The following is an 8,455-nucleotide window of genomic DNA, read 5'->3' as shown; positions in this document are numbered from 1 at the left end:
CTGTCACACTCTTTCCCACCCCGACGCTCTTCCGATCCCGGAGGCGGCGGCCGCCGCGCCCGCACCGGCCGCGGCGGCGGTGCCACCGGCGACGACACCGGCGGCCTTGAGCGAGTACCCGGCGGCGAACCAGCCGATGACGGCGACCGGCAGGAGCGCGGGGATCCCGGCGTTCACATGGGCCAGCTCACCGGCGGCGAGCCGGCACTTGACGCACTCGTCGAGGTGCTTGCGCAGGCCGCGCTCGGCCCGCATCCGTAGCCCGCCGCGCGCGTAGGCGCCGAGCCGGTCCGCGTAGCGGGCGCAGTCGCCGCCCGCGGTCAGGGACTGGCTGACGTGCGCCTGGAGGTAGGCCTGCTTGAGGCCCTCGCGGGCCCGGCTGGCGAGCACGGCCGTGGCGTTGGCGGTCAGTCCGAAGAGCGGGGCGACCTCGCTCGGGGACTCCTCCTCGACGGTGGTGTGCCAGAGCACGGCCTGCCAGCGCTCGGGCAGCGAGCGGAAGGCCTGCATGGCGAGGGACTGCTCGGCCTCGTGCATGGCGCGGACGTCCGCGCCGAGGTCCATGGTGTCCTGGTCGGAGACCTCGCAGGAGCGGGCGGCGTCCGCGGCGAACACCGCGAAGTCCTCGACGAGGTGCTCGCGCTTCTGGGTCCTGGCCCAGTTCGCGGCGACCCGCCGGACGGTGGTCATGAGGTAGGCGCGCACGGCCTGTTCGGGGCCGGCCCCGCCGCGGACCGCCTGGAGGGTGCGGGCGAAGACCTCGGCGGTGAGGTCGTCGGCGGTGTGCGCGTCCCGGCAGCAGGTCCTGGCGTAGCGGCGGACGGCCTCGGAGTGACGGCGGAACAGTTCCTCGTACGCGGAGTCGTCGCCGTCCCGCATGAGCTGGACGAGCTCGGCGTCGGAGGGCGGCAGCTCACGCGGCGGCGGAAGAACGGTGCCGAGGTCGCCGTCGCCGTCAGGGCCGTGGATGCCACCGCTGCCGACGGGCCCCCCGAGGACGTGACCGCCTTGGCCGTCACCGCTGTCGGCGCCGTCACCGCTGTCGGCGTCATTACCGTGGAGGCCGTCACCGTGGATGCCACCGGCGTCGCCGTCACCGCCGGGGACGACACCGCCCTCGATGCCGTCACCACCGGCGTCGCCGCGGTCGACGGGTCTCGCCCCGCCGACCGTCTCGTCGGCCGTCCCGGCGACGGCCCCCGCTGCGGAACCCGCCCCGGAGCCCGTCCCGGCCCCAGCCCCCGCGGGCTTGCCCTCGCGCTGCTGCGGCACGCTCGCGTCGATCGGCTTGGCGTGTCTGGCCGGCGCTCCCGGAGCACCCGGCGATCCAGCGGCACCCGCGGATCCAGCGGCACCCGACGATCCGGCGGCCCCCGCGGACCCGCCGGATCCGGCCCCCGTCCCAGCCGATCCGGCCGATGACGACGACGATCCGGAGAGACCTCCCGGCCCGCCCTGGCTCGGCACCTGCCGGGAGGGAAGGCCTCCGGTCTCCGCGCCGCCGCCGCTGCCCAGCGGATCGTCCCGACTGTCACCGCTCATCGCGGAAGCCCCCGTACGCACGCTCAGACCCGAATACCGGCCCAGCCTGCCACAGAGCGCGGGCACGCCGAAGCGCCGCGTCCACTTACCACTCGTCCGGGGCGACTTCGCGCATCCGGGCGTAACCGCTCACACGTTCGTGTCATGCTCGTTGGCCCGCCCGGACCACGAGAAGCACGGCCGTACGAGCGAGAAGCACGGCCGTACGAGAACGACCGCGGGTTCCTACCGGGAGCGCAGGCCCTCGAGCAGGATGTCGAGGAGCCGGGTCGAGGCCGCCGCCTGCTGCACCGCGTCCGGCAGGGCCGGCGCGGCGGTGGCGATGACGAGGAGGACGTCCGCCACGGTCACGTCCGTCCGCAGCTCACCCGCCTCACGCGCCCGGTCGACCAACCGCCCGACGACCTCCAGCAACTCCGAGGCCCCCGAGTCGTCCCGCTCGTCGGCCGGCACCCCGCGCGGCGCGACCACACGCGCGTCGCCCTGCTCGACGCCACCCCGCTGGTGCGGCACCCGGGCCGCCTCGTCCGCGTCGTCCGCGACGAGCGGCGCCCCGGAGTCGTCCACGCCCACCCGCAGCACCTGCGGCGGCAGGAGACGCCCCGCACCCGAGGCCACCGAGGTCCGCAGGAACCGGGAGAGCGCCGACCACGGCTCCTCCTCCTGGCCCAGCGCGGCCCGCGCCTGCTCGGTCAGCCGGGAGGTCTCCTCCTCGGCTATCCGCCGCACCAGCACGTCCTTGCTGGGGAACCGGCGGTAGACGGTGCCGACGCCGACCCGGGCGCGGCGCGCCACGTCCTCCATCGGAGCCCCGTAGCCGAGCTCGCCGAACACCTCGCGGGCGGCCCGCAGCACGTGCTCCAGATTGCGCTGGGCGTCCACCCGCAGCGGCGCGGACCTGCCGCCCGCCACCGGCGCCCCGTTGCGCGCCTCGGCCGTCCCCGGGACGTGCCCGTCGACGACGACGGCCGCCGTGCCGGTGCCCGACTGCCACCGTGAATCCTGAATCTGCATAAGCGTTCCCCCGCTCATGATGTCTCCCCCCGGAGACTCCCCGCCTTGACACGGGGCCTCCGGCGGACGAGCGCTTCGGTCCACGCGCACGCCCCGGTCCGACACCCCGACGAAGTACGAACATAGTTGAGTCGGGGTCAATTCAGAAGGGGGAGTTCCGTACGGTGCGCCCCCCGATCGGAGCAAGGCCCGGAAGACTCCCGATTCCGACCCCTCTCCGAACCGGCCCCACCCGCCGTGACCTGCGCGGTTCCCCCGCACGCCCGCCGCACGCCACCCCGCGCCTCCGTACCCCTCCGGTCACACAATTTGCCGAGCCTGTGGACAAACAACGGACGGCGGTGCGTCATGGGACAGTGACCGAACCTGCGCGCATTCTCGTGGTCGGCGGTGGCTACGTCGGCATGTACACCGCGCTGCGCCTCCAGCGGCAGCTCAGGACGGAGCTCGGAGACGGCACCGCCGAGATCGTGGTGGTCACCCCCGAGCCGTACATGACGTACCAGCCGTTCCTGCCGGAGGCCGCGGCCGGCTCCATCTCCCCGCGCCACGTCGTCGTGCCGCTCCGCCGGGTCCTCGACCGCTGCCGCATCGTCATCGGCGAGGTCCACTCCGTCGACCACGCCAAGCGCACCGCGACCCTCTCCACCCTCGCCACCGAGGAGGAGGGCGCCGGCACCCTCGACATGACGTACGACGAGCTGGTCATCGCGCCCGGCTCCGTCTCCCGCACCCTCCCGGTCCCCGGCCTCGCCGACCACGGCATCGGCTTCAAGACCGTCGAGGAGGCCATCGGCCTGCGCAACCACGTCATCGAGCAGATGGACATCGCCTCCTCCACCCGCGATCCCGCCATCCGCGACGCCGCCCTCACCTTCGTCTTCGTCGGCGGCGGCTACGCGGGCGTGGAGGCCCTCGCCGAGCTGGAGGACATGGCCCGCTACACCGCGCGCTACTACCACAACCTCAAGCCCGAGGACCTGCGCTGGGTCCTCGTCGAGGCCTCCGACCGGATCCTCCCTGAGGTCGGCGAGGAGATGGGCCGGTACGCCATCCGCGAGCTGCGCGGCCGGAACATCGACGTCCGCCTCCGCACCCGCCTGGAGACCTGCGAGGACCGGGTCGCCGTCCTCAGCGACGGCACCCGCCTGCCCACCCGCACGGTCGTCTGGACCGCCGGCGTGAAGCCCGCGCCCGTCCTCGCCGCCACCGACCTGCCGCTGGACGAACGCGGAAGACTCCGCTGCACCGCCCGGCTCACCGTCGACGGCGTCGAGCACGCCTGGGCGGCCGGTGACGCCGCCGCCGTCCCCGACGTGACGGCGAAGGAGCCCGGCAAGGAGTGCGCGCCCAACGCCCAGCACGCCGTCCGCCAGGCCAAGGTGCTCGCCGAGAACATCGCCGCCTCCCTGCGCGGGCAGCCGCTCAAGGAGTACGCGCACGCGTACGTGGGCTCCGTCGCCTCCCTGGGCCTCCACAAGGGGGTCGCCCACGTCTACGGACGCAAGCTCAAGGGATATCCGGCCTGGTTCATGCACCGCGCCTACCACCTCAGCCGGGTGCCGACCTTCAACCGCAAGGCCCGGGTCCTCGCCGAATGGACCCTGTCCGGCCTGTTCAAACGGGAGATCGTCTCCCTCGGCTCGCTGGAACACCCCAGGGCCGAATTCGAACTCGCCGCCGCTCCACCCCCCGGCGACGGCGACAAGCCGCAGTCCTGACATCACTGTCAGTGCACTCGTCCACACTGGACGTGTGACCATAGGTGGGCTCACACCTGCACAGCGTGACTCTGCACGGCACCGACACCACGAGGCATACGAATCCGTGAACTTCACCCGTTGGAGCGCCCGGCTCCCCGGCACGCAGCGCCGCGCGGCGCGGGGGCCCGAAGGCTCCGTGCCCGCCGCCCGCGGTGAGTACGGTCAGCAGTTGGAGCAGCTCACCGACAGCGCTGCCGAGGCGGCCGACGTCCCCGCCCTGGAGGACTTCTCCGTACGGGAGCTGCTCGGCCGCCTCCCCGGGCTCGTCGCGCTCGTGTACGGCCCGGAGCACCGCATCGCGTACGTGAACGACGCGTACGCCGCCGCGTTCGGCCCGCGCCCCGCCGGCGCCACCGTCGCCGACACCTGCCCGGAGGCCGAGGAGCTCGGCCTGCTGCCCCTCATGGACCAGGTGCTGCGCAGCGGCAAGCCCCGCACGGTCAAGTCCCGCCGCACCCGGGACGGCGGCTCGTACACGGTCACCTGCCTGCCCGTCGACAGCCCCCGCCTCGACGGCGGCGGAGTCCTCGTCCACGCCGCCGACGTCACCGACCACGCCGAGGCCGCCGAGCGGCTCCGGGCCAGCGAGCGCAGACACCGCGAGACCGCCGTCACCCTCCAGCGCTCCCTGCTCCCGCAGGAACTGGAGCAGCCCGACGACCTGCGGATCGCCGCCACCTACCAGCCCGGCGTCGCGGACGCGGCCGTCGGCGGCGACTGGTACGACGTGATCACCCTCGGAGCGGGCCGCACCGCCCTCGTCATCGGCGACGTGATGGGCCGGGGCGTGCGCGCCGCCGCCGTCATGGGCCAGCTCCGCACCGCCGTCCGGGCCTACGCGCGCCTGGACCTGCCCCCGCACGAGGTCCTCCAGCTCCTCGACGGCCTCGCCGCCGAGATCGACGCCAGCCAGATCGCCACCTGCGTGTACGCGATCCACGACCCCAGCGAGGGCAAGCTGGTGTACGCCTCCGCCGGCCACCTCCCGATCCTCGTACGGGACGAGGACGGCACCGTCCGCCGCGCCGAGGACCCGACCGGCCCGCCGCTGGGCACCGGCGGCTGGCTGCACGCCTCGGGCTCCATCGCCCTGCCGCCCGGCTCCACCGCCGTCCTCTACACGGACGGTCTCGTCGAGCGCCGCCGCGAGGACATCGACGAGGGCGTCGCCGCCCTGGCCCGCGCCCTGGCCGGCGCCGACGGCACCCCGCAGGTCGTCTGCGACCGCCTCCTTCGCGCCCTCGGGGTCACCGCCGAGCACGACGACGACGTCGCCGTCCTGGTCGTCCAGCACCCCTCCCGCAAGGGCTCGGACGCCGAGCTCTTCCACAACGCCGCCCTGGAACTGCTCGGCGGTGTCGAGGCCGCCCCACGCGCGCGTGCCTTCGCCTCCGGCGTCCTCTCCTCCTGGCGGTTCCCGGTCGAGCTGCGCGACCTGGGGGTCCTCGCCACCAGCGAGCTCGTGGCGAACTCCCTCCAGCACGGCACCCCGCCCATGCGCCTGCGGCTCCGGCGCACCGACCGGCGCCTGATCATCGAGGTCACGGACGGCGACGACCACCTGCCGCGCCGCCGCAGGGCGGAAACGGAGGACGAGGCGGGTCGCGGTATCTCGATCATCGCGACGATCGCCTCGTCCTGGGGAAGCCGCCGCACGCCGGGCGGCGGCAAAGCGGTCTGGTGCGAGTTCGCCCTGCCGGACTGATCCGGCCTAGGCCGCGGCGGTCTCGCTCTCGAGGACCGGCTCGTGCCGCGCCACCACCTTCGACGGCTTCACCGCCAGCGACGGCTGGTCCTGCTCGGGGGTCAGCTGCCGGCCCAGCCGGACGGCCAGGAAGGTGATGCCGAGCGAGAAGAGCACGAAGGTCACGATGTACGGACCGTGCAGCGCGGCCCCCATGGGCCCGCCCACGGCCGGACCGACGGCCAGCGCCAGCTGCTTCACCAGGGCGAAGGCCGAGTTGTACGACCCGACCATCGACTCCGGCGCCAGATCGGCCACCAGCGGGGCCACGGTCGGCGACAGCATCGCCTCACCGAGCCCGAAGAGGGCGTACGTGGAGACGAAGGCCGCCGTCGCCATGGCCTGGCTGCCGTGCCCGAGCCCCGCGTACCCGGCGATGATCCACGCCACGGTCCAGATGAGCCCCACGGCCGCGATGACCCGGCTCCGCCTCCGGCGCTCGACGAGCCGCAGCACCAGGAACTGGGCGACCACGATCACCGCCGTGTTGGCGGCCAGCGCGATGCCGAGCGTCGACGGCTGGATGCCCGCGGCCTCCGTGCCGTACGCGGCGAGACCCGACTCGAACTGCCCGTAGCAGGCGAAGAACAGCACGAAGCCGAGGACGCACAGCTGCACCATCGCCTTGTGCCCGAGCAGCGCGCGGACACCGCCGGCCTTCCCGCCCTCGGACGGACGGGCGTCCTGGAGCGCGGGGGAGCCCGGCATCCGGACGGTCCCCACGACCGCGGCGAGCACGAGGAACATCGCCGCCTCGATCGAGAACAGCAGGATGAAGCTGCCCGGCCGGCTCGTGTCGACCAGCAGACCGCCGATCAGGCCACCGATGCCGAGCCCGAGGTTCTGCAGGAAGAACTGCATCGCGAAGGCCCGCGTGCGCCCGGCCGGCGCCGAGCACCAGACGATCATCGTGGCGAGGGCCGGCTGGAGCACGGCCGTACCGGCACCGAGCAGCGCCGCGGCCCCCACGGCCGCCGGCACGCTGGAGGCGAAGCCCATCGCCACCGCGCCCACCGCCGCCATGACCGAGGCCACCAGCAGGACGGGCACGGGCCCGCGCCGGTCGATGGCCCGCCCGCTGAAGGGCAGCACCACCAGTGCGGCCATGGCGAAGACGGCCAGCACGATCCCCGCCGTGGCCGCGCCCAGATCCCGCACCTGCGCCACGTACACATAGAGGTACGGCACGGTGAAACCGAGTCCGAACGCGCTCAGCGCGCTGCCTGCCTGAATCCGGCGCATCGCCGCGCCCCTCGCCTTGGTCACACTCACCCACTTCGGTCACGGGTTCAGCCCTGTAGGACTGAACCCTGAAGACTTCAACTCTAAAGTTAACGCCTTAACAGTACACACCGAAGGACTTCAACGCCAACGACGCCGTGGGATACTCCCCGCATGTCCGACACCGCTCCCCAGGAGCCGAGCCTCGACGAGCAGATCGCTGCGTATCAGCGCGAGTACCGCGACCTCGACCCGCAGGTGGAGAAGGTCGTCTCCGCCCTCGGCCGGCTGAACCGCCGGATGAACGTGGCGTACGGCCGCCAGCTCGCCGACCTCGGCATCAGCAACGCCGAGTGGGAGGTCCTCAAGACGCTGGTCCTCTCCGGAGAGCCCTACCGCCTGGGCCCCGGCGAGCTCGCCAAGCGACTGGGCCTCACCCCGGCCGCGATGACCCACCGCATCGACCGCATGGCCGGCGAGGGCCTGGTCACCCGCGACCGCGACGAGAACAACCGCGTCCGCGTGATCGTCGAGCTCACCGACGAGGGCCGCTCGAAGTGGCTGGAGGCCATGCGCATGGCCACCGACTTCGAGGAGGACCTGCTCCAGGACCTCACGACGGAGGAGAAGGGTGTCCTCGGCGATGTCCTCATCCGCCTCCTCCGCCGAGTGGAGCTCACCCAGCCCGACGCCGGCGGCCGCCTGACGGACCTCGACTGACCTGCGGGACGACCCACCGGACGACCTGTCGGACGGGGCCGAACGGGGGACGACCGGAGGTTGACACGCCCCTCCCGGATGCGTAGTGTTCTCCGAGTTGTCACGGAGCCGGAACGGTTCTTCGGCAACCACTCACGCCGCTGATGCGGCACCTCTACTCAGCACGAACTCCCTACCGGGATGAATTTCGGCATGCCGAAATTCATTTCGAATGGCTCGATTATGAGTCGCCGGGAGAACCCGCTAGAGTTTGAGACGTCGGAACGGCCCAACAGCCGGAAAGACAAACCCCCCTGACTGGGAATCAGACGCCGAAAGGATCTGATAGAGTCGGAACCGCCGGAAGGGCCCGGAGCGAAAGCGAACGGGACCGGAAAGCACCGAGGAAATCGGATCGCAAAGATCTGATAGAGTCGGAAACGAAGGAAGCGCCCGGAGGGCCCGGAAACGG

Annotated in this window: 5 protein-coding genes and 1 pseudogene; 3 read left to right on the top strand and 3 right to left on the bottom strand. The window is 72.7% G+C overall.

What is annotated here, in order from left to right:
- Positions 1-36: 36 nt before the first annotated feature.
- Positions 37-1,542, bottom strand: a pseudogene (locus ABZ318_RS37870) (sigma-70 family RNA polymerase sigma factor); the annotation flags it as partial.
- A gap of 225 nt (positions 1,543-1,767) precedes the next feature.
- Positions 1,768-2,574 (bottom strand): helix-turn-helix domain-containing protein, encoded by an 807-nt coding sequence (locus tag ABZ318_RS37865; protein ID WP_356906965.1) that lies wholly within the window; start codon positions 2,572-2,574, stop codon positions 1,768-1,770.
- 338 nt (positions 2,575-2,912) lie between these two features.
- On the opposite strand from ABZ318_RS37865, the gene ABZ318_RS37860 reads away from it, so the two are divergent.
- Together ABZ318_RS37860 and ABZ318_RS37855 are read left to right on the top strand one after the other, a co-directional pair.
- On the top strand, positions 2,913-4,277 hold the full coding sequence (locus ABZ318_RS37860) for an NAD(P)/FAD-dependent oxidoreductase (protein WP_356906964.1): 1,365 nt from the start codon (positions 2,913-2,915) through the stop codon (positions 4,275-4,277).
- Positions 4,278-4,383: 106 nt separating this feature from the next.
- Positions 4,384-6,024 carry a SpoIIE family protein phosphatase gene (locus ABZ318_RS37855; RefSeq protein WP_356906963.1) on the top strand — a complete coding sequence of 547 codons (1,641 nt, stop codon included), beginning with the start codon at positions 4,384-4,386 and terminating at the stop codon, positions 6,022-6,024.
- 6 nt (positions 6,025-6,030) lie between these two features.
- Here ABZ318_RS37855 and ABZ318_RS37850 read toward each other — a convergent pair whose 3' ends face one another.
- Positions 6,031-7,305 carry an MFS transporter gene (locus ABZ318_RS37850; RefSeq protein ID WP_356906962.1) on the bottom strand — a complete coding sequence of 425 codons (1,275 nt, stop codon included), beginning with the start codon at positions 7,303-7,305 and terminating at the stop codon, positions 6,031-6,033.
- A 153-nt stretch (positions 7,306-7,458) separates the two neighbouring features.
- Here ABZ318_RS37850 and ABZ318_RS37845 point away from each other — a divergent pair, with 153 nt between their 5' ends.
- Positions 7,459-8,004, top strand: coding sequence for a MarR family transcriptional regulator (locus ABZ318_RS37845; RefSeq protein ID WP_030694509.1), 546 nt, complete (start codon positions 7,459-7,461; stop codon positions 8,002-8,004).
- The last annotated feature ends 451 nt before the right edge of the window (positions 8,005-8,455 follow it).

This window comes from Streptomyces sp. NPDC006197 (genome assembly GCF_040613865.1).
Classification (GTDB): domain Bacteria; phylum Actinomycetota; class Actinomycetes; order Streptomycetales; family Streptomycetaceae; genus Streptomyces.
Note: the sequence above shows the minus strand (reverse complement) of the source record. Positions and strands in the feature narration are given on the sequence as shown.